Source organism: Nonomuraea sp. NPDC049158 (genome assembly GCF_040648335.1).
Taxonomy (GTDB): Bacteria; Actinomycetota; Actinomycetes; order Streptosporangiales; family Streptosporangiaceae; genus Nonomuraea.
Genome location: NZ_JBEZDM010000046.1, coordinates 26099 through 45844, shown reverse-complemented (window position 1 = coordinate 45844; position 19746 = coordinate 26099). Strand labels below are relative to the sequence as shown.

18 protein-coding genes are annotated in these 19746 nt (G+C 66.8%); 10 read left to right on the top strand and 8 right to left on the bottom strand.

Annotation, left to right across the window (positions count from 1 at the left end):
• The first annotated feature begins 50 nt into the window (after positions 1-50).
• The 4 genes from AB0B61_RS50630 to AB0B61_RS50615 all read left to right on the top strand — a co-directional run bounded on the left by AB0B61_RS50630 (position 51) and on the right by AB0B61_RS50615 (position 2120).
• Complete coding sequence (locus AB0B61_RS50630; protein ID WP_358448382.1) at positions 51-239, top strand: hypothetical protein; 189 nt, start codon at positions 51-53, stop codon at positions 237-239.
• A 13-nt stretch (positions 240-252) separates the two neighbouring features.
• The gene (locus tag AB0B61_RS50625) at positions 253-429 is read left to right on the top strand and encodes a DUF6104 family protein (RefSeq protein WP_225301873.1); all 177 of its coding nucleotides are present in this window, start codon (positions 253-255) and stop codon (positions 427-429) included.
• Between the two features lie 153 nt (positions 430-582).
• The gene (locus tag AB0B61_RS50620; RefSeq protein ID WP_358448380.1) at positions 583-1383 is read left to right on the top strand and encodes a DUF4097 family beta strand repeat-containing protein; all 801 of its coding nucleotides are present in this window, start codon (positions 583-585) and stop codon (positions 1381-1383) included.
• Positions 1380-2120, top strand: a complete 741-nt coding sequence (locus tag AB0B61_RS50615) for a helix-turn-helix transcriptional regulator (RefSeq protein WP_358448378.1) — start codon at positions 1380-1382, stop codon at positions 2118-2120. Before AB0B61_RS50620 ends, AB0B61_RS50615 begins: the two co-directional genes overlap by 4 nt.
• Positions 2121-2133: 13 nt before the next feature.
• On the opposite strand, the gene AB0B61_RS50610 is transcribed toward AB0B61_RS50615, so the two are convergent.
• The 6 genes from AB0B61_RS50610 to AB0B61_RS50585 all read right to left on the bottom strand — a co-directional run bounded on the left by AB0B61_RS50610 (position 2134) and on the right by AB0B61_RS50585 (position 7190).
• The gene (locus AB0B61_RS50610; RefSeq protein ID WP_358448376.1) at positions 2134-2991 is read right to left on the bottom strand and encodes an oxygenase MpaB family protein; all 858 of its coding nucleotides are present in this window, start codon (positions 2989-2991) and stop codon (positions 2134-2136) included.
• Positions 2992-3066: 75 nt separating this feature from the next.
• Positions 3067-4023 carry a zinc-binding dehydrogenase gene (locus AB0B61_RS50605; protein WP_358448375.1) on the bottom strand — a complete coding sequence of 319 codons (957 nt, stop codon included), beginning with the start codon at positions 4021-4023 and terminating at the stop codon, positions 3067-3069.
• Between the two features lie 9 nt (positions 4024-4032).
• Positions 4033-4920: a hypothetical protein gene (locus AB0B61_RS50600; protein WP_358448373.1), complete on the bottom strand. Its 888-nt coding sequence runs from the start codon at positions 4918-4920 to the stop codon at positions 4033-4035.
• Between the two features lie 39 nt (positions 4921-4959).
• Positions 4960-5388, bottom strand: a complete 429-nt coding sequence (locus AB0B61_RS50595; RefSeq protein ID WP_358448371.1) for a type II toxin-antitoxin system VapC family toxin — start codon at positions 5386-5388, stop codon at positions 4960-4962.
• Entirely contained in the window at positions 5375-5659 is a 285-nt protein-coding gene (locus AB0B61_RS50590) for a DUF6364 family protein (protein WP_358448369.1), read from the bottom strand. The genes AB0B61_RS50595 and AB0B61_RS50590 overlap by 14 nt, the downstream gene beginning before the upstream one ends.
• An 82-nt stretch (positions 5660-5741) precedes the next feature.
• The gene (locus AB0B61_RS50585; RefSeq protein ID WP_358448367.1) at positions 5742-7190 is read right to left on the bottom strand and encodes an acetyl-CoA synthetase; all 1449 of its coding nucleotides are present in this window, start codon (positions 7188-7190) and stop codon (positions 5742-5744) included.
• Positions 7191-7465: 275 nt separating this feature from the next.
• On the opposite strand from AB0B61_RS50585, the gene AB0B61_RS50580 reads away from it, so the two are divergent.
• From AB0B61_RS50580 to AB0B61_RS50555, 6 genes are all read left to right on the top strand, one after another.
• Positions 7466-8587, top strand: coding sequence for a serine protease (locus tag AB0B61_RS50580; RefSeq protein WP_358448365.1), 1122 nt, complete (start codon positions 7466-7468; stop codon positions 8585-8587).
• Positions 8588-8901: 314 nt separating this feature from the next.
• Positions 8902-9978 (top strand): trypsin-like serine protease, encoded by a 1077-nt coding sequence (locus AB0B61_RS50575; RefSeq protein WP_358448363.1) that lies wholly within the window; start codon positions 8902-8904, stop codon positions 9976-9978.
• A gap of 189 nt (positions 9979-10167) precedes the next feature.
• Entirely contained in the window at positions 10168-11334 is a 1167-nt protein-coding gene (locus AB0B61_RS50570; RefSeq protein WP_358448361.1) for a hypothetical protein, read from the top strand.
• Between the two features lie 393 nt (positions 11335-11727).
• Positions 11728-13257: a hypothetical protein gene (locus tag AB0B61_RS50565; RefSeq protein ID WP_358448359.1), complete on the top strand. Its 1530-nt coding sequence runs from the start codon at positions 11728-11730 to the stop codon at positions 13255-13257.
• A gap of 432 nt (positions 13258-13689) precedes the next feature.
• Positions 13690-15219: a hypothetical protein gene (locus AB0B61_RS50560; protein WP_358448357.1), complete on the top strand. Its 1530-nt coding sequence runs from the start codon at positions 13690-13692 to the stop codon at positions 15217-15219.
• A gap of 202 nt (positions 15220-15421) precedes the next feature.
• Complete coding sequence (locus AB0B61_RS50555) at positions 15422-16906, top strand: hypothetical protein (protein WP_358448355.1); 1485 nt, start codon at positions 15422-15424, stop codon at positions 16904-16906.
• 64 nt (positions 16907-16970) lie between these two features.
• On the opposite strand, the gene AB0B61_RS50550 is transcribed toward AB0B61_RS50555, so the two are convergent.
• Together AB0B61_RS50550 and AB0B61_RS50545 are read right to left on the bottom strand one after the other, a co-directional pair.
• Positions 16971-18317: a hypothetical protein gene (locus tag AB0B61_RS50550; protein WP_358448353.1), complete on the bottom strand. Its 1347-nt coding sequence runs from the start codon at positions 18315-18317 to the stop codon at positions 16971-16973.
• Positions 18318-18463: 146 nt separating this feature from the next.
• Positions 18464-19666: an NADP-dependent malic enzyme gene (locus tag AB0B61_RS50545; protein WP_358448351.1), complete on the bottom strand. Its 1203-nt coding sequence runs from the start codon at positions 19664-19666 to the stop codon at positions 18464-18466.
• Between the last annotated feature and the right edge of the window lie 80 nt (positions 19667-19746).

Genomic DNA, 19746 nt, shown 5'->3' with positions numbered 1-19746 from the left:
CAGCCAGTCGCTTCATCGCCTAAGCCCCCGCCGTCATCGGCGGGGGCTTAGTGCTGAAGGGCTTGCTGCTGAAAGAGGTGCGCGTCGCAGGCCACGCGCGCAGTCACAAGATCGTCTTGCGGACCGTGCGGACCGATCCGCGCGAGCTCGAGCAGCGTGGCCCGCTGACTAAAGTCAGACGTGGACGCGCCGATGCCTGGACCCCAGCCGGCGACCTGACGGCGCGGCCGCGCGACTGATGAATGGAGAGCGATGTACTTCACCGACCGGGGGATCGAGGAGCTGGTCGAGCGGCGTGGCGAGGAAGAGGTCAGCCTGCTGTGGCTGGGCGAGCGGCTGCGTGAGTTCGTGGACCTCAATCCCGAGTTCGAGACGCCGGTCGAGCGCCTGGCCACCTGGCTGGCCCGGCTCGACGACGAAGACGACTGACGCGGCGCGGCGCGACGCGACGGACCGGCCCCCCGTGACCGACGAGAAGCACGAACGGCGCGAATCGCCACCCACACGCGATACATCTTGAGTTTTCGACAGACGCGACATATCGTGTCTTGTGTGGACGTGTCGTCGAAAGGGACAGGCATCATGCGGCAGTGGACGATCGAGGGGCCGGAGCAGCTGACGTTCGGCTCGGTGACCGCGCTTGACGTACGGATCGTCGCGGGACGGGTGGCCGTGCTGGCCACCGACGGGCCACCGACCCTGGAGGTGGCCGAGATCGACTCCGCTCCGCTGATCGTGACCTACGACGAGGAGAGCGGGGAGCTCACCGTCGCCTACAAAGACCTCACCTGGGAGGGCATGCTCGGCTGGCTGCGGCGCGACCGCCGCAAGAGCGTCCTGACGCTCGCCGTGCCCAAGAAGTGCACGGTCAACGTGGGCGTCGTCTCCGGCTCGGCGGTCGTCGCCGGGTTCGAGAAGGCGACCCAGGTCAGGAGCGTCTCCGGCGACATCGTGCTCGACGGGGTGAGCGGCGACGTGAGCGCCACGACCGTCTCGGGCAGCGTGGAGAGCCGGGCGATGGACGGCGACCTGGCGTTCAAGAGCGTCTCCGGCGAGCTCACCGTCGCCGACGGCACGCCGCGCCGCCTGCGCGCCAACACCGTGTCCGGGCGGATCACCGCCGACCTGGAACTGCGGCCGACCGGATATGTGACCTTCAACAGCATGTCCGGTGACATCCTGGTAAGGCTGCCCGAGAACGTGGAGGCGGACGTCAGCATGCGTTCCACCTCCGGCAGGCTGGTCAGCACGTTCGAAAACCTGTCAGACGCGAGCCGCCCGGGCAACAAGTCGATGTCCGGACGGCTGGGTGGCGGCATGGCCTCGGTGACGGCGACCACCGTCTCCGGTGAGGTCACGCTGCTCAAGGGAGAGAAGCGATGAGCCCTGTCTTCGGTCACGGCCGGCTCCGGCTGTACCTGCTGAAGCTGCTGGAGGAGAGCCCTCGGCACGGCTACGAGGTCATTCGCCTGCTACAGGACCGCTTCCTCGGCGTCTACTCGCCCTCCCCCGGCACGATCTACCCGCGCCTGGCCCGCCTGGAGGAGGAAGGCCTGGTGACGCACGAGGTGATCGAGGGCAAGAAGGTGTTCTCGATCACCGACCGGGGTCGCGACGAGCTCAACGCCCGCCTGGACGAGCTCGACGACCTGGAGCAGGAGATCTCCGCCTCGGTGCGCGACATCGCGCGCGAGGTGAAGGAGGACGTCCGCGAAACGGTCAAGTCGCTGCGCGACGAACTCACCAAGATGGCCAAGGACGTCCGCACCGGCGTCGCCGACGACCCCAGGCGGGTGCGCGACCAGCAGAAGGCCAACATCCAGCGGCTCAAGGAGCAGCAGAAACGCCAGTGGATGGAGCACGCCACCAACTGGCAGGACCAGGGCGAGCGGCTCACCGGCGAATGGCGCAGGATCTGGTCCGAGGTCTGGAGCACGCTGGGCGGCGCGCCGCCCAGCCGCGCCGAACTCGACGCCGAGCTGGGCGAACGCCTGGCCGACTTCGTCGCGCAGGTACGCCGCGAGGCATCGGCCGCCCCGCTCACCCGCAAGGCGATCGACGAGGTACGCGCCACGCTCGACGAGGCCTCCCGGCAGATCCGCGACTCCCTGAAACCCTGACACGATCGGACCGCTAAGCGAGGTGAAGAGCCCGCCCCAAGCCGCGCAGGCTCCGGGCGGCCTTCCGGGCGTGATAGGCGATCGGCATGTACCGCAGCCGCTCCGGCAGGCGCGGGGCGAGCATCGCCACCGCCCGCCCGAGCTGCCGCAGCCGCCACTCGTCCCGCGCCGACCAGGGTAGATCAAGCTTCTTCCGTACGATGGGCGGCAGCGTCCCCACCGTCACGAAGTAGTTGAACTCCCCCGATCCCACCCCCACCGGCGCCCAGAGCCGGCGCAGCGGCCGGGGCAGCCCGGGCGGCATCGGGGTCCCCCGCATGACGGCGAGCACGTCGATCGCCGTCGGATGCGGCTCCAGCCGCTCGGCCGCCATCTCATCGAAGTAGCACCAGAACTCCTCGACGGTCGCGGGCATCTCCCGCCCCGGCACCCGCAGGATCGCCCCCAATTGTCGCGATTCCTCATAGAGCCGTCGTTCAGCGTCTTCGGTGTAGGGGGTGCCGAAGTAGCGGTTGAGGGTGACGAAGCGCTCGAACAGCGACAGGTGCACCCAGGCCCAGGCCGCGCCGTTGAGCGCGTGGTAGGACCTGCCCTGCTCGTCCACCCCGCTGATCGGCTTGTGCAGCTCGCGCAGCCGCTCACCCTCGGCCAGGCCGCCCACTCCGCCGTACACCCATGTCTGGACCGAGGTGAGCGTGCGGTGGAGCCGGCCCCACGGGTCCTGCTTGTAGGTGGAGTGCCGGGCGACGGCCGCGCCCACCGCGGGGTGCATGGTCTGGAGGACCAGCGCGCTGCCCGCCACGAGCAGGTTGCGGTATTCACCGGCGGTCTCCCAGTGCAACGAGCCTGGGCCGAACGGTTCGACGTCCATGACGGCGCCTCCCGGGTGATACAACCTCACCTTCTTTGTATCATCCCGGGTGCGCGTAGGTAACCCTTCACTTATTCAGCGCGTAAAGACGATTTTTCCGAAGATGTCGCCTTCAGCGAGGGCGGCGAAGCCGTCGCGGGCGTCGGTCAGCGGCATCGTCCGGTCGATGACCGGCCGCAGCCCGGTCTGCTCCAGGAACACGGCCAGCCGCTGGAGCTGGTCACGCGTGCCCATCGTGGAGCCGATCACCGAGAGCTGGAGGAAGAACACCCGGTTCAGGTCGGCGGGCGGGACCGCGCCGCTGGTGGCGCCGCAGACCACGATGCGGCCGCCAGGCTTGAGCGACTTGAGCGAATGGTCCCAGGTGGCCTGACCGACGGTCTCCATGACGGCGTCGACCCGTTCGGGCAGCCGCGCGCCGGGCTCGAACACCCGGTCGGCGCCGAGCTTGGCGGCCTGCTCCCGCTTGGCGGCCGAGCGACTGGTCGCCCAGACCCGGTAACCGCCCGCCCGGCCGAGCGCGATCAGCGCGGTGGCGACCCCGCCACCGGCGCCCTGCACGAGCACGGTGGAGCCGGGCTCGAGAGCGGCTTTGTCGAACAGCATGCGGTAGGCGGTCAGCCAGGCCGTGGGCAGGCATGCGGCCTCCTCGAAGCTGAGCGCGGCCGGCTTGGGCACCAGGTTGCGGCGCGGCACGGCGACCAGGTCGGCGAACGTGCCGTCGTGCACCTCCGACAGCAGCGAACGCTTGGGGTCGAGCGTCTCGTCGGCCCCGGAGCCGATCACCGAGTGCACGATGACCTCGTTGCCGTCGGCGTCCACTCCGGCCGCGTCGCAGCCGAGCACGATCGGCAGCCGGTCCTGCCTGATGCCCACGCCTTTGAGCGTCCACAGGTCATGGTGGTTGAGGGCGGTCGCCCGTACGGTGACGGTCGTCCAGCCGTCCGGGACCTGCGGGTCCGGATGCTCGCCGAGCGTCAGCCCGGCGAGAGGATTGTCGGGATCGGTCTGTGAGGCGGTTACGGCGAACATGGCCGCACCTTACTTCAGCGTGATCCGGATCCCGTCGATGGCCCGCTGGACGAAACCGCGCGAGCCCGAGGCGACGATCTGCACATCGCCCCTGCATACGGTACGGGTGGGCCGCTTGAGGCCGTTGATCGCCGACGGTGTCCTGGCGTTCTTCCGGCAGTTGGGGGTCGGGATGAACTCGACCATGTCACCGGTCCCGCCGCCGAACCACAGCTGCGGCCCGACCGGTCCGCCCTGGATGGTCTCGCCCGGCTTCGCCAGACGGATCGAGCCACCGCCGCTCAGGACGAGGTAGCCGTCCTTGCCGACCTTCCCGCGCAGGCCCTTGGCCGTCGCCAGCCGATCTTCGAAGGTCAGCCCCTCCCGCCGGTCGTACATCGCCAGCCGCCACTTGCCGAACGCGAACATCAGCACCTGCCCGACCGAACCGACACCCGCCGGGCCCGGCCAGAGCGTGACGTTGGGCGTGAGGTTCCTGATCGGCTGAGCACCCCTGGAGATCTCCATCTCACCGCCGTAGGGGGCAGAGAAGCTGCGGTATTGCCCGGCGATCCAGGCCCCCTGGAACGGCCGCGCGCCCAGCTCGTTGAGCCGCAGCTCGGCGGGGTAGCGAACCTCCGCCCGCGTCCCGTCGGGGAACACCACCGCGATGACCTCGTTGCCGCCCTTGGCCTTGACCGGTGCGCTCACCACGTTGGGCGCGCCCTCGATCCTGGTCAACGACCGGATGGGCATGGGCGCGGAGGTCGACGTCGGCGGCGCGCGATCCGGCTCGGGGTCGCGGCTGGCCAGCAGGCTGACGATGGGGATCGCCAGCAGCACCGCCACCACACCGAGCCCGATCCACCGGCGCCGGCCACGGGCGCCCGCCTCGATGACGTCGAACTGACCGGCCACGGATATCCCCTGCCGAGGAGTGCTGTTTCACTCCTCAGTTCAGTTGAGCGGATGCCGCCAGCGCAAGCCCTGAAACTTGGCGAAATCAGCATCACAGGTCACGAATTCACAACCGTGCTCGATGGCCAGTGCGGCGAGATAGGCGTCGGGCACCAGGTTGCCCTTCGCCCCTCTTTGGCGGCACAGCCGGGTGAAGATCTGCCAGTGCCTGTCCTCGCCACTGACCAGGACGGCATGTGGCTGGTTGCGATAGTCCTGTGCGAACTTCACAGCCCGGTCGAGCGGGTCAGGATCGACGTAGACCCTCCGGTTGGTCACCAGCCTGATGAAGCCGTTGACGACGAAGTCGCTCACGGCATAGCTCGAATCGCCATTGATCATGTCGTCGACGAAGGCCAGATAGCGCTTCTGGTCAGGGACCTCGGCTCGAAAGGCGTTGACGAGGACGTTGGTGTCAGCGAGGAACATCCTGCACCTTCAGCTCGAAGTCGAGGTCGTACATGATGTGCTCGAGCTTCTCGCCCGCGTCGAGTCGTAGCAGGACGTCCGGCTGGTAACCCGGCCGAGCGTCGGACGTGATCAGCTCCACACGAGGCCGGTCGGCCGTTTCCGTGGAGCGGTTGAGTAGTTGTCGCAAAGCGTCCTCCATCACTGAGGTGAGACTGCGTCCGTTTCGTGCCGCGTACGCCTTGGCCTCGTTGAGGAGTGCTTCGTCGATCCGCACCGTTGTCCTCCGCATGACACCAGCGTCCGCCGCTGACATAAAAATGTCAACAGCAGATAGTAATCGCGCGGTCACAATTCTTGCACAGTCTTTAACCTCACCAGAGCGCTACATTGACCTTCCCGTCGGACGCCAGCCGCACCCGCCGGCCGACCAGCTCCCTGGACATGGCGTCCGCCAGGAGTTCCGCCTCCAGCACGTGGGCGTGAGCACGTCTCCCGTCCGGCAGGTCCACGACGAGGATGCCCTTCTCCGGCGCCCCGTCTCGCCCATGCGTCACCGTGTAGCCGGCCACCGTGGCGGGGCCGTCGTACAGGGCGACGATCTCCACCGGGTCGGCGGTGAAGACGGGCGCGGCATCGCCCAGGGTGCCGCCCGGATCCGTGGACCAGATGGCGTACGTGTGCTTGGTCAGGTGCATGCCGACCCCCGTCACCAGCCCGTGGCCCTGCTGGGCGCGCAGCAGCCCGGCCATCGTGGCCGTCGAGTGCAGGACGTAGTCGCTGGAGGGACCGCCCGCGTACGGCAGGCCGCCGGTGACCGTCAGGCCGCGCCGGTCGAGCGGGTCCAGCTTGATCGCGTCGCACGCCTGCCGCAGCGCGATCGCGAAGCAGCTGTAGAGGTCGAGCGCGTGGATGTCGTCGAGGCCCAGCCCGGCCCGCGCGAACGCGGCCTCGGCGGTGCGCCCGATGGCCTGCGAGGCGCCGAGCGCGGGTCGCGCCGCCGCCTCCCACGTGTCCTCGCCGTAAGCCCAGCCGCGCAGGTAGACGCGCTGATCGCGCGGTACGCCGAGCCGGTCGGCGAGTCCGGCGGCGACCAGGACGACGGCCGCCGCCTGGTCGACCTCCCCCACGGCCACGGTGTTGCGCGTGTACGGCCAGCCGATGAAGCGATTGCCGGCGACCAGTTCCTCCGGGGTTCGGGCGGTACGCCGCCAGGCGTGCGGGTTCGCGGCGGCGACCTCCGTCATCGGCGCCATCATCCGCCCCCGATCCACCATTTCCTCATTTATCGACATACCGAGGGACGCGCGGCGGGCCGTCTCCATGATCGGGTAGGTGTGGACCGGCAGGAACAGCTCGTGGGCCAGCTCCGCCGGATGCGGCGGGCGTTCCCAGCCGTAGGGCGGCTTGGGATCGGCCGGGTGGCTCCACGGCACGTGCTCGCCCGCCTGCCGGTAGGCCCGGCGGGTGGCCAGCGCCTCGGCGCCGGCGATCAGCGCCGAGTCGAGCTCCCCCGCCGCGATCCTGCCGGCGGCCTCCCCGATGAGGAGTTGCGGGGCCGTACCGCTGACCATGGAGTAGGCCCGGTGCCGGGGCGCGGCGCCGAGGCGGTCGGCGAGCCGGCCGACCGGGGAGTCGTACTGCCACGAATCGGTGTAGACGAGCTGGATCGAGTCGAGTCGCTCGACCGGCAGCCGCGCCTCGCGAGCCGCCTCGCGCGCGACGTCCTCCCACAGGTCGAGTGGCTCCGGGCCCGGCTGGTCGCGGACGGTGCGCTGGGCCGTACCTATGAGACAGGGGGTGCGTGGATCCATGTCACCCATCTAACCAGAATAACATTCGGTTGATAAGCGGTGGCATTTGATAATCAGTGTTACCAGTGGTGCCAGAGGAAATTAAAACCCGCCCCGACCTGCGTAAATGCTTTCTCGGAATACATGCGATCTGGTTATTTACATAACGGAATGGAACCGGGCCAGACTTTTTCACGTCGTTTCCTGGCTGTCGGGTCGCGCCATTCATTAACGTTCCCAACGTTTTCCTGGCCCACCGGGGCGCAGTACCCCGCTCTGGGCCGCCGAGAACTGAGAGGAGCTTCATGTATTCCCGAGCAAGGCACATCGCGATCCCGCTCGCCGGTCTGCTGGCCACCGGCCTGGCCGCGGGAACGGTCGGCGGCACCGCCGCCAACGCGACCCCACCCTCCGACGTCGTGTCGAAGAACGCGGCCACCCCCGCGGAGCAGGCGGTCCAGTTCTGGACGCCTGACCGCATCAAGCGGGCGGCCGACTACGACACGAACCTCGACGCGCGTTCCAACGGCGTCAAGGGCGTCAACTCCACCCCCGACGGCCCGCCCGGGTCCGTCCCCCCGATCGGCGAGGAGAAGACCAAGACCGTCAAGAGCAAGCAGGTCAACCTGCCCAACACGGTCGGACGCGTGTTCTTCACGCTGCCGGGATCGAACCCGGCGAACCCGGCGAGCTGGCGGTACTGCTCGGCCAGTTCCGTGCAGGGCAAATACCGCAATCTGGTGGCGACATCGGCCCACTGCGTCTACGACACCAAGAAGGACACCTTCTACGACAACTGGATCTTCATCCCGTCGTACTGGGACGGCAACAACGTCTGGGAGGGCAAGGCCCCCTACGGCATCTACGCCGCCAAGACGTTCAACGCGCATGACGACTTCGTGGTGAAGGAGGACTACGACTACGACTACGCGTTCGTCAACGTCTACAACGGCATCAAGGTCAAGTGGGAGAAGGTCAACGACAAGTGGCAGTGGACGCGGAAGAACGTCGGCCGCCTCGGTGACAACGTCGGCGGCCAGGGCTTCACCTGGAACCGCAGCACCAAGGCGAACGTGTTCTCCTTCGGCTACCCGGCGGGCGAGCACCCCGACGGCGACAAGCCGTTCACCGGCCGCACGATGAAGTGGTGCTACGGCAAGACGGCCCCGATGCCCGCCGCGCCGAAGTACAACCTCCAGGAGCACATCGGCCTCAAGTGCGCCTTCACCGCCGGCGCCAGCGGCGGACCGCTCCTGTTCAGCTACAAGAACTCCACCCGCACCGGCTACCTGATCGGCGTCAACAGCGTCGCGTGGGACACGGACGGCAACGACCGCTACGACCACATCTCGTCGCCGTACTTCAACACCGACACCTACAACGTGTACAAGGCCGCCGCGAACCGGTGGACCGGCAACATGCCGTAACGACGAGGCAGCACCCCACCCTGGGCCCCGGCCACTCCCCGCCGGGGCCCTTCTCACACGTGATCAAGAAACACACAGGAAAGGCGGATGGACAACGAAGTCGGCTCATGTACTATGCCTCTGACATGCGGAAACGATCCCCACATGGATCGGAACCGCTATCCGGATGGAACCCCTTGACGCACTCCTTATGCGACACAAGTCACGCTTGATCAGATAACGAATCTCCATCCGAGCTGCAATACAGTGAGTGATCTGGAAAAATCCATCGTTACACCCCCAGAAGTACTAACCCCCAAAGGCAAGGCATTTCCATGATCCCCCGGGCATGGCACCTGGTAGCGGCTGCGCTCAGCGCGCTGCTGATGCTGCCTGCCCTCGCGGGGACCGCCTCGGCCGCGCCGAACAGCCGGGTCTACTCGGTCACGCTGGCCAAGTCCGCGGCGGACATGAAGAAGGTCGCTGAATACTGGAAGCCCGACCAGCTCAAGAATGCCGACCAGTACAGTCCCGCCACGCCGGCCTCGCAGTCCTCGCCCACCTCCAGGACCGGCGCCGGGGGCGGCCAGATCGTCCCGGCGAAGGGCCCGCGGATCCTGCCGAACGTCGCACCCGCCCTCCCGAAGGACAGCGCGGCCGCCAAGACCATGGGCAAGGTCTTCTTCCGCTTCGGCGACAAGGAATATTGGTGCTCGGCCAGCTCGATCGCGGCCAAGAACCGCAGCGTGGTGGCGACCGCCGGACACTGCGCGTACGACTCGCGCCAGGCTAAGCCCGCCGATTACTGGATCTTCGTCCCCAATCCGGGTCCCGGTGGGGCGACGCCCGACGGCATCTACGTGGGCGCCTCGATCAGCATGCACGAGGACTGGCCCGGCAAGGGCGACTACGACTTCGACTACGCGTTCGTGACCGTGCACCGTGGCTTCAAGTGGGTCGAGAAGAGCGGCCAGCTCACCATGCAGGATGTCGGCCGGCTGCAGGACAACGTCGGCGGGCAGGGCCTGACGCTCGGCAAGGGCCTGGCCCTCACGATCACCGCCTTCGGCTACCCCGCGGGCCCGCAGCCCGACGGCAGCCACCCGTTCGACGGCAAGACGCTCAAGGTCTGCTCGGGAAGCACGAGACGCACGGTCGCCCCCAGCCTCGACCTCCAGTACGGCGTGCAGCTCCAGCCGTGCGACTTCAGCGCCGGTGCCAGTGGCGGCCCCTGGCTGCTCAACTACCAGCCCGCGCAGAGGCTCGGACTCCTCACCGGGATCAACAGCCTGACCTGGAACAGAGATGCCAAGGGCGGCTACGACGCGGTGTCCTCATCGACCTTCAACACGACCACCGGCGAGGTCTACCGACGCGCCGCCGGGCTCGCGACACCGCAAAATGTGACGTAAGTTACACCTAGCGTATCGCCACCCCGAGTGATCAGCCGGTTTCACATCTCGAGATGGTCACGGCCATGATCGTTGCGCTTTACAGCGGTAACGGGTAATTCACACGACCAGAGTCAGACCGATAGGTTCCCGCCTGTCCGTTTGCTGCATTCTGGGGTGCACGAGGCGCCCCGCGTCTGGAGTTTTACCTTGAAGCGCATCCTTCTCCCGGCCGGTAGCGCCGTCCTGGCGACCGGCCTCCTGGCCGCCGGCCTGGCAGGCACCGCTCAGGCACAAGGCGACATCGCCACCGACCCCATGGCCCGCAACGCCCAACAGGCCTCCTCGGTCGCCTCCTTCTGGGCCGCGTCGAACTTCGCCGCCCTCCGCTCCGCCACCGCGTACACCTGGGACGCCAAGGAAGTCAGGAAGGTCGTCTCGAAGGGCGGCTACAGCCCCGACGGCAACCCGGGCAGCGCCACTCCCATCGGGGAGGAGAAGAAGGCCCCCGGCAAGGCCCAGAACGTGAACATGCCCAAGACGCTCGGCAAGGTCTTCTTCGTCGACGGCAAGGGCAAGTTCCGCTACTGCTCGGCCACGTCCATCCAGTCGAACTACCGCAACCTGGTCGCCACGGCCGGCCACTGCGTCTACGACACCGACAGCAACAAGGCGCTGCTCGACAACTGGGTCTTCGTGCCCGGCTACTACGAGGGCAAGGCCCCGTTCGGGATCTACGTGGGTAAGCAGGCCTTCACCCACACTGACTTCGACGTGTACGAGGACTACGACCGCGACTACGCGTTCGTGACCGTCTACAACGGCATCTCCTTCAACGGCGTCAAGCAGGTGACCAAGAAGGAGTACGACGGCTTCGTCGGCCCCAAGCGGAACTGGGGCGGGCGCTACTACATCCTGCTGTCCAAGGACGCCGGCCGTCTCGGCGACGTCGTCGGCGGCCAGGGCGTGTCCTGGAACCAGCCCACCGGCAAGCAGGTCCGCGCGTTCGGCTACCCGGCCGGCCCGCACCCCGACGGCAACAAGCCCTACAGCGGCGTGACGCCGAAGTGGTGCTACAACAAGACCACCGCCAAGGCCGTGGGCGCCCCGTGGCTGAAGATCGAGGAGCACATCGGCCTCAAGTGCGCCGTGACGCCCGGCTTCGACGGTGGCCCCTGGCTGGCCAACTACAGCAACGGCAAGCGTCTGGGCTACGTCAACGGCGTGACCAGCACCTTCGCCGACCAGGACGGCAACGACCGCATCGACTACATCACCTCGCCGTACTTCGACGGTGAGACGGCGTCGGTGTACAACTCGGCCAAGAACACGTGGTCCGGCAAGATCGTCGGCCCGAACGGCGAGCTGTACAAGTAACACTCAGCACCCAAAAAGGGGCTCGGCCGGGTTCGGCCGAGCCCCTTTTGCGTGCTCTAACAAGATCATTTCGGCCGATTTGGCGATATTAGACGGAGCTCGCGCCAATCTGGTTCCTGTGATCTAAGTCACATTGGAGCGGCGACGAAGCGTGGCGCTCCCCTCACCACTCCCCCGCCGAGCCCCCTTCATACCCTGCGAAAACGTGGCAATTTGATCACGCTCCGCTAAGGTCTCTGACTGGTTACGGAAAGGTCACGACGGTAAGGGTGTCTTCCGGATGGGGCGAAACGGCTTTTACCTGCGGAGATCACCACGCTATGTTCCTTGCTATCCCTTTACTGACGCATGGGACGCGTGTTGCGACCCACGACAGAGCAAGGAGCAGTTCCCTTGAAGCGCATCCTCATCCCCGCCGGTGGCGCCATCCTGGCTACCGGCCTTCTGGCTGCCGGCCTCGCCGGTACGGCCACGGCCGCCAGCGACGTAGCCTCCGACCCGATGGCGAAGAGCGCCGCTGACGCCAAGGCCATCGCGGACTTCTGGTCGGCGACCAACAACGCCGCCCTCAAGGCCGCGAAGGAGTCCAACGTCTGGGACTCCGGCGACGTCGCCAAGCTGCAGAGCAAGGGCGGCTACAGCGCCGACAGCAAGCCTGGCTCGTCCGTCCCGATCGGCCAGGAGAAGAAGACCTCCACCAAGGTCCAGAACGTGAACATGCCGAAGACCATCGGCAAGGTGTTCTTCGTCAACAGCAAGGGCGAGAAGAAGTGGTGCTCGGCCACTTCGGTTCAGTCGAAGTACCGCAACCTGGTCGCCACGGCCGGTCACTGCGTCTACGACACCGCCACCAACTCGGACGTCATGTCCAAGTGGGTCTTCGTGCCCGGCTACTACCAGGGCAAGACGCCGTTCGGGATCTACGTGGGTAAGCAGGCCTTCACCCACTACGACTTCGACGTGTACGAGGACTACGACCGCGACTACGCGTTCGTGACCGTGTACAACGGCATCCAGCTCGGTGGCGGTACCGCGAAGAAGGTCTCCAAGGCCGACTTCGAGAAGTACCAGGGCATCAAGGACGCCAAGGACGTCGAGATCTCGCGGGACGAGTTCCGCAAGTGCAAGCTCGACCCGACGTCGATCGAGGCGTGCTGGGCCAAGCGTGGCACCGACGCCGAGGCGACCGGTCCCGACTTCCCCAACGCTGAGGTCACCAAGGTCGAGGTCGCCCAGGCCAAGTACAAGGCCGCCCGCGTGGGCAAGGGCAACGGTTTCAAGTTCGGTGAGCCTGTCACCGAGATCGTGACCGACGCCCAGGCCGCCGCGTACAAGAAGGCTGCCGAGAGCAACGCCGACAAGTACCCGGGCACCGTCGCCCAGGACGCTCGTGGCAACTGGACCATCACGCACTACTACGTGCAGCAGTGGTACAAGCCCGGCACGGCGACCAAGTTCTACAAGACCGAGTTCTTCATCATCGAAGGCGCTGCCAAGGATGTCGGCCGCCTGGGTGACGTCGTGGGCGGCCAGGGCGTGTCCTGGAACCAGCCCACGGGCAAGTACGTCCGCGTGTTCGGCTACCCGGCCGCGGCGCACCCTGACGGCCACAAGAACTACACGGGCATCACGCCCAAGTGGTGCTACGGCAAGACCAGCAAGAAGGTCGTCGGCTCGGCCGCCAAGAAGATCGAAGAGCACGTCGCGCTCAAGTGCGCGATGACCGAGGGCGCCGACGGTGGTCCTTGGCTGCTCAACTACAGCAACACCAAGCGTCTCGGCTACGTGAACGGTGTCACCAGCACCTTCAACGACCAGGACGGCAACAAGCGAGTCGACTACATCTCCTCGCCGTACTTCGACGGTGAGACCGCCGCGGTGTACAAGTCCGCGGCGAACGTGTGGTCCGGCAAGATCCTCTAAGTAACACAACGCGACCGTTCCAGGACGGTGCGCACAGTGGTAACTCGCGAAGGGCCCGGCATCGCCGGGCCCTTCGGCGTTCCCGGACAAATCTGAAGGGCGTTTTGACGCACGGGACGCCCGGACGGTGCCATCAAGTCGATGTGATCTGCGTCACATAAGCCGGATGGCCGTCCGGAAGGCGGCACTCGAGCCACCGCAGTCACACTGACAACTTCCTTATGTTGATCTGCGGAAACGGTGTCATCCGGCACTTCCGGCAAGTCATCCTCTATCGCGACTTAAACATCACAGAACGATCACGCCCGACTTAGCGCCGTTTTTCCCTCCAAAGCAGCTACCGCACTTCAAGATCCACACTGTAAGTTCTGGCTATCCCTTTACTGACGCATGGGGCGCAAGAAGCGCTCCACGACAGACCAAGGAGTTACCTTGAAGCGCATCCTCCTCCCCGCCGGTGGTGCCATTCTGGCCACCGGTCTTCTGGCTGCCGGCCTCGCCGGTACCGCTCAGGCCACCAGCGACGTCGCCAGCGACCCGCTCGCGAAGACCGCTGCCCAGGCTGCTGAGACGCTGGACTTCTGGAGCAAGTCCGACTACGCGGCTCTCAAGTCGGCCGTGGCCTTCAACCCCGACTCCCTCGAGGTTGAGAAGATCTCCCGTGGCGGCGGTTATAGCGCCGACACGAAGCCCGGCTCCTCCCTGCCGATCGGCGAGGAGAAGAAGGTCGCCGTCAAGTCCCAGAACGTCAACATGCCGAAGACCATCGGCAAGGTGTTCTTCGAGGGCCGCGACGGCAAGCTGTACTGGTGCTCGGGCACCTCGGTCCAGTCGCAGTACCGCAACCTGGTCGCCACGGCCGGTCACTGCGTCTACGACATCGCCGGCAACGACGAGGTCGTTTCGCGCTGGGTCTTCGTCCCGGGTTACTACCAGGGCAAGGTGCCTTACGGCCTGTACGTGGGCAAGCAGGCGTTCACGCACTACGACTTTGACGTGTACGAGGACTTCGACCGCGACTACGCGTTCGTGACCGTGTACAACGGCATCGGCGGCACGCTGAACAAGCCCACCAAGGTTGACCTCGCGACCTACAAGGCTTACGCCGGCGAGAAGTTCGCCAAGGAAGTCTCGGTCACGAAGGAAGAGTACAAGGCTGGTCGTCTCGACCCGAAGACCGCCGACTACTACTCCCGCAAGTGGGGCACCCGCGACCAGGTTTCTGGTCCGGACTACCCCGGTGCGGAAGTCGCCAAGTTCGAGGTGTCTGAGGGCTTCTACAAGGCCGCCAAGACTGGCCCCGGGAACCTTAACAAGTTCGGTGAGCCGGTCGTCGAGAACGTCACCTACCGCGAGGCGCTGGCGTACTTCGAGGCTGCGAAGAAGAACCCCGACAAGTACCCCGGCACGGTCAAGCTGGACGAGCGTACCAACTCGACCATCACGCACTACTACGTGCAGAAGTGGTTCAAGCCCGGTACCGAGACCCAGTACATCCGTACTGACTTCTACACCGTCGCCCACGAGGTCAAGGACGTCGGTCGCCTCGGCGACAACGTCGGTGGCCAGGGTGTCGCGTGGAACCAGGCTCCGGGCAAGGTCGTTCGGACCTTCGGGTACCCCTACGGCGCCAACCCTGACGGTAGCAAGCCCTACACCGGTGTTACGCCGAAGTGGTGCTACGGCAAGACCGCCAACAAGGTCCTCAAGGTCCCGGCCCGTAAGGTCGAGGAGCACCAGTCGCTGAAGTGCGCCGTCACCGCCGGTTACGACGGTGGACCGTGGCTGGCGAACTACAGCAACGCGAAGCGTCTTGGCTTCGTCACCGGCGTCACCAGCCTCATCGTTGACGTCGATGGCAACAAGCGCTACGACACGATCACCTCGCCGATCTTCGACGGTGAGACCGCCGCGATCTACAAGTCCGCTGCGGCTTCGTGGTCCGGCAAGCTCATCCCGTAGTTCGCTAGGGATCGAACGACGACCTAGGTCATCGTTCACCAGCTTTACCGAAGGGCTCGGCATCCTGCCGGGCCCTTCGGCCTTTCTGCGCCAAAAACCCTCAGAGTCTTTTTCCGTAACATTCCCCAACAATCTGTTACCAGAGTGACCAGAGGGTCGATAGGGTCTCAACACCTGCTTGTTAACCTTGTGGAGATCTCCAGTGAAGCGCCTGCTCGTCCCCCTGACCGCCGCCAGCCTGAGCGCCGCCGCCCTCGCCCTCCCCGCCAACGCCGCCCCCGACTGGGTCCAGGACCCGCTCGCCCCCAAGGCCGCCGAGGCCTACAGCAACGCCTACTTCTGGCTCGACGCCAACGGTGCCGCCCTCAAGAAGGCCACGCAGTACAACGTCGACGCCAAGGACGTACAGAAGCTGGTCTCCACCCAGGCGAAGACGCCCGACGGCAAGCCCGGCTCGGCCTCCCCCACCGGCACCACGCCCGCCGCCACCAAGACCAAGGCCGTGAACCTGCCCAAGACCATCGGCAAGGTCTTCTTCCTCGACAGCGGTGGCAACTACCGCTGGTGCTCGGCCACGTCGGTCCAGGCCAGGAACCGCAACCTGGTCGCCACCGCGGGCCACTGTGTGTACGAGCGCGGCAAGGACGTCTTCGCCAAGTGGGTGTTCGTCCCCGGCTACTACCAGGGCAAGGCGCCGTTCGGCGTGTACGCGGGCGCCTACGCGTTCACCAGCTACGACCTGGACACCTATGACGACTACGATGGCGACTTCGCGTTCGTGGCCGTGCACAACGGCTTCGCGCTCCCGAACGACAAGAAGGTGTCGTTCAAGGAGTTCCAGGAGTGGCGCGGCGACAAGTGGGTCAAGCCGGTTGAGATCAGCCCCGCCGAGTACGCCAAGTGCGTCCTGACCCTCGGCCACTGCTGGTCCGAGGGCGCCGACACTCCGGCCGACAAGGTCGGCCCCGACTACCCCGGCGCGGTCCTGGAGAAGGTCGAGGTCGGTAAGAAGGAGTACGACGCCGCCAGGACCGGCAAGGGCAACGGCTTCAAGTTCGGCGCGCCCGAGACGCTCCCCGTGACCCAGCTGGAGCACGCCGCCTACAAGGGCCTGGGAGAGAAGGGTGTCGACAAGCTCGGCAACTACTCCATCACCCACTACTACACGCAAAAGTGGGTCAAGCCCGGCACCTCGCGCAAGTACTACATGGCCGAGTACGTCATCGGCATCGCCAAGGACATGGGCCGCCTCGGTGACGCCGTCGGCGGCCAGGGTGTCGCCTGGAACCAGCCCATGGGCCAGACCGTCACCGCCTTCGGCTACCCCAGCGCCCCCCACCCCGACGGCGACAAGGCCTTCACCGGCGTGACGCCCAAGTGGTGCGCCGGCAAGACCGGTACGAAGACCTACCAGGTCAACACGTTCAAGGTCGAGACGCACCAGGTGCTGAAGTGCTCCATGACCCCCGGCGCCGACGGCGGCCCCTGGCTGATGAAGTACGACAACAACAAGCGCACCGGCTACGTCAACGGCGTGACGAGCATGTTCCACGACCAGGACGGCAACGGCCGGATCGACTTCATCAGCTCCGCCTACTTCGACGGCGAGACCGCTGACGTCTACAACAAGGCCCAGTACGCCGCGACCAAGTCGATCGTCGGCCCCAACGGCGAGATGATGCAGTAACAGATAGAACAGAACGAGCCCGTCGCCGGAGACCCGGCGGCGGGCTCATCTCGTAAAGGAAGGCTTACACGGCCGACAGCTCGCGCAGCGCCCGCACCGCGGGTTCGCTCTTGTACGGCTCCAGCCGCCGACGCAGATCGGCCGCGTACGAACGAGACCGCACCGACTGCAGCTCACCGGCCAGCTTGAACGCGGTCTCCGCCACCTTGCACGCCTCCTCCAGCTCCCCGCACTGCAGCAGCCCGGCCGCCAGGAGCGACAGGTTGAACATCCGCCCGCGCACGTAGCGGCCGTCCATGTCGAGCGAGCGGTGCGCCTGCCGGACGACCCGCTCCCCCTCCCCCAGGTCGCGGAAGCAGTGGGCGAACTTGGCCGACAGGTACGCCTCGTCGAAGTAGCTCAGCCAGGCCGGCTCGTCGGCGGGAGCCCGTGAGTCGAAGGCCACCTCGGCCGCGTGCAGCGCGTTGCCGCAGGAGCGCGCGTCGCCGAGGCCCGCCTGAGCGTGCGCCTCCAGGACCAGGCCGGAGCACAGCAGGGTGTGGACGCCCGCGCGGCGCGCCGAGAGCTGGGCGGCCCTGGCCAGGTCGAGCGCGTGGGCGTGCTGGCCCATGTAGATCGCCTGGTGCGCCATGCCGGCCAGGATCTCGCCGCCCAGCGCGTGATCGTCGGCGCCCAGGGCCAGGCGCAGCGCCTGGATCAGGTAGCGCTGGGCCAGGCCGTGCTGCTCCAGGTCGTAGGCCATCCAACCGGCCAGACGGGTCAGCTCCGCGGCGGCCCCGGCCAGCTGCCTGCCCGTGGCCTCGCCGTAGGCGCCCTCTTTGAGCAGCGGCGAGACCGCGGTGTCGAGGTATTTGATGACCGACGCGCGGACACGTCCGCTGCCGAACCTGTTGTCGAGCTCACCGAACGAACGGGTGACCTCGTGGATCGCGGTGATGTCGGCCCTGCCGACGCGGCGTGCGCCAGAGCCGCCCGGGCGTTCCTCCGGTGGGGCCGTCAGCCAGCGGACGGCCCCTACCGAGCCCGCGCCGATCGCGAACGTCGAATCGATCAGGAAGCGCCGCCTCTCCATATCGGCCCGCCACAGCGCCGTCACGGTCGCGACCCCCTCCTTCCACGTGTGCGTGAACTCCTGTCCGAGATCCAGGGGTGTAACGATGGCCGGCATGCCCACCTCCACGGGGGAGAAGGGCCTGCCGAGCCGGAGTGCGAAAATCTCGGTAAGGAGGCACGGCACAGGGTCCCGAGGCCGCTGACCGCCGATCCAGCGCAGCACGGAGCTGTGGTCGTACTTCAGGCCAGGGGTGCCACGCGCGGCTCCCAGGTCGTTGAGGCGCCTGGCCAACCCCTTGTGGGAGAAGCCGGCCTCCGCGATCAGCTGCTGTAGCAGTCGATTGGGCTCGCGTTCCATCGCTCTCCTCGCGGCAACAGGAGTCGGCGCCCGCATCCTTACAGAGAGCCCTCTTTATAGCACGGAGAGTAAAGGAAATTTGGCGGTTCCCTGAGGAAGTGCAGGTTCCTGCACAAGTGCAGGAACCTGCGGGAAGCGGCGGGAAGCTACAGGCGGGCGACCCCGTCGGCGCGGGCCTGGGCGGCCACGGCGGCGGTCACCGCGGGCGCCACGCGCGCGTCGAACGGGCTGGGGATGACGTAGTCGGCCCTGACGTCCGCGCCCACCACGTCGGCGAGCGCGACGGCGGCCGCGACCTTCATGTTCTCGGTGATCGTGGTGGCCCGGACGTCGAGCGCGCCGCGGAAGACGCCGGGGAAGGCCAGCACGTTGTTGATCTGGTTGGGGAAGTCGGAGCGCCCGGTCGCGACCACCTTGGCGTACTTCGCGGCCACCTCGGGATGCACCTCGGGGGTGGGGTTGGACAGGGCGAACACGATCGAGTCCGCGGCCATCGAGGCGATGGCCGCCTCCGACACCGTCGAGCCGGACAGGCCGAGGAAGACGTCGGCGCCCGCCAGGGCCTCCTCGGTCGAGCCCTTGTGCCCCGCCTTGTTGGTGTCGCGGGCCAGGGCCTCCTTGACCGGGTTGAGCCCTTCCCTGCCGTGGTAGATCATGCCCTTGGAGTCGGCGACCGCGATGTCGCCGATGCCGGCCTCCAGGAGGATCCGGGTGACCGCGACCCCGGAGGCGCCGGCTCCGGCCACCACGGCGCGCAGGTCGCCCAGAGAGCGGCCGGTCAGCCGGGCCGCGTTGGTCAGCGCGGCGAGGGCCACGATGGCGGTGCCGTGCTGGTCGTCGTGGAAGACCGGGATGTCGAGCAGGTCCCGCAGCCGGTCCTCGACCTCGAAGCAGCGGGGCGCGCTGATGTCCTCCAGGTTGATGCCGCCGAACGAGGGCGCCAGGCGTACGACGGTCTCAACCAAGGCGTCGACGTCGGTGCAGTCGAGGCAGATCGGAACCGCGTCGACGCCCCCGAACTCCTTGAACAGCAGGGCCTTGCCCTCCATCACGGGCATGGCGGCCGCCGGGCCGATGTCGCCGAGACCGAGCACGGCCGTGCCGTCGGAAACGACGGCGACCACATTGGAGACCCAGGTGTAGTCGTTGACAAGCGACGGCGTGTCGGCGATCGCGGTGCAGACGCGGGCGACCCCGGGGGTGTAGGCAAGGGAAAGGTCGTCGGCGTTGCGGACGGGGATGGTGGATCGAACCTCGAGCTTGCCACCGCGATGCAACGCGAAGGCGGGATCGAGATCGAGGGATTCGACGGAAGCGGGTGTGGTAGTCACAGCGACCCCAGTAGTCATCGGACGGAAGAGACCTTCGGCAGACGGCGCGAGAGGCCTGGCTTCGGTAGCCGCCAGGTGCCCCTCCTCGATCGTCTCGT